1 protein-coding gene is annotated in these 2,087 nt (G+C 69.2%); it reads right to left on the bottom strand.

Annotation, left to right across the window (positions count from 1 at the left end):
* Positions 1-1,822, bottom strand: a 1,822-nt coding sequence (locus tag HCN51_RS57640; RefSeq protein WP_346434195.1) for a LamG-like jellyroll fold domain-containing protein, incomplete at its 3' end; no start/stop codon positions are given.
* Positions 1,823-2,087: the final 265 nt, after the last annotated feature.

The raw sequence follows: 2,087 nt of genomic DNA, 5'->3' as shown, positions 1-2,087 counted from the left end.
GCTGCACCTCGCCTGCGGTGAGCGGGCGGTCGTAGATGGCGACCTCGTCCACCAGGCCGGCGATCCCGCCGATCGTGGTGATGTACCGGTTCTCTGTGCCGGTGATGGTCTGGTTGAGCGTGCCGACGACCGTGCCGTCCACGTACAGGGTCTGCAGGTTGTCGGCGACGGTGAGCACCGCGTGGTGCCAGTTGCCGTCGTTGACCGGCCCGGCGGTGGTGATCGGAGTGGTGGTCGGCTGGTAGGAGCTGCGCAGCTTGCCGTCCGTGCCGACGCCGAAGACCTCCTCCTTGGTGCCGCCGGCCGCGGTGCGCAGCGAGATGACGGTGCCGGCGGAGGTGGAGCTGGTCTTGAACCAGGCCTCCATGGTCGCGTACTTGCCGATCCTGGGCACGATCCCGTCCGGGGGTCGCACTCCGGTGGTGGTGGTCAGCTCGACCGCGCCGTCCGTCGTGCCGGCCAGCGCGCCCGGCTGGGCGCGCTTGGCAGTGCTGTCGTAGGTGGCATCGCCCGCGCCCCAGCCCAGGTCGATCGCGTTGCCGCTGGCCTCGCCGAGCCGCCAGTAGCCGAACGGGTCGGAGTCCAGGACGCTGCTGCGATACAACGACCCGCTGCCGTAGTCGTAGCCGGTGCAGTTCGGCGCCGCCACTGGCGCGCACACCTGCACGAGCCGGCCCTGGTCATAGCCGTAGGTCCAGGTCAGCGCCTTGCCGTCGACCGGGTCGCTGGACACCGTCGCGACCTGGCCGCCCTGCCAGGTGAACGTCACCGACCGGCCGCCGACCCCGGTCACCTTCGCCAGCTTCCCAGCGGAGTCGTAGGTCAGGTCGCTGCTGCGGCCCCGCTGGTCGGTCATCTTCGTCAGCCGCCCGGCCGCGTTGAACAGGTAGATGGCGTTGGTCTTGTCCCGCAGCCGCCAGGTGCCGCCGCTCTCCTCGGCCAGCGTCGCGTACATGCCGGGCGGCGGCTGGAACGTGCCGTCCCCGTTGGAGGCGAATCGCACCTGCCGCCCGTCCGGATAGGTGACCAGCGCCGAAGTGGACGCGCCCCGCGTCTCCTTGACGACCTTCATGTCCCAGCGCGTGGACCAGCCCGCCCCGAACATGCCGTCGGTGCGCGGGTCCAGGCTGTTGTAGGTGCGCACCACCGACAGCGGCGGCCCCACCGTCGCCACCTGCAGATCGGTCGAGGTAGTGGTGTAGTTGCCGGTCTGCTGGTTGAACTCCCGCCCCTCCACACCGGAGGAGGACAACTGCGAGGTGACCGTCGGCTGGCGGACGCCGGTGAGAAACGTCAGCTTCGGCGAGGTGGTGGTGGAGGAGTCGTAGGAGTCCTTGACGGTGACCGTCCACCAGTACTGCTTGCCCCAGGCCAGCTTCCCGGCCGCCGGAACGCTCCAGCTGTTGCCGTTGCCCGCCACATAACTGCCGGAGCCGGTACAACCGGTCGTCATGGCCTCGTTGTCACACAGCTTGAACAGGTACGACAGCTTCGAGGTGCTGGAGTTGGCGCTCTGCCCCCAGGCCCGCAGCGTCGGCGTCAGCGTATCGACGAGATGCCCCTGCACCGGATACACACTCGTCAGCACCGGCACCGCCATGACCGCCCGATCGGCCGCCTCGGCCCGCAACGTGCCCGCCGGCAGGCTGGAATCGTCGGACCCGGACGTCGCATCGATCGTCCGGTCCTCCTGCGGCACCGCCCCCTTCGGCGGCTTGACGCTGGAGCGCCACCCCTCCGATGGCTCCGCCGCCGCCGGCACCTCGGTCGCAGCAACCAACGACGGCAGCTTCGTCGCCGACCCCATCATCTGCTGCGGCACCTCAGGTAAGGCACCAAAATCAGCGACAGCATCCGCCGAAGCGACAGCCGCAGCCGGCACCGCCTGCAGCACAAGCAGACCCGGCGCTAACCCGGCCAGCGTAAGGATCATCCCAGCCGAACGACGCCATGACGAAACCCGGCGCATGCGCCACCACACTCCGAACCACAACGAAGGACACCAACAAGGCGTAGCCGTCGCTCTCCGCCACGGCCCTCCGGGGTCGCGCGGCTCGGAGCCGATCACTTCCGACGATCAACGTAAA

The sequence above is a fragment of the Nonomuraea composti genome (assembly GCF_012034275.1).
In the GTDB taxonomy this organism is placed as follows: Bacteria; Actinomycetota; Actinomycetes; order Streptosporangiales; family Streptosporangiaceae; genus Nonomuraea; species Nonomuraea composti.
Note: the sequence above shows the minus strand (reverse complement) of the source record. Positions and strands in the feature narration are given on the sequence as shown.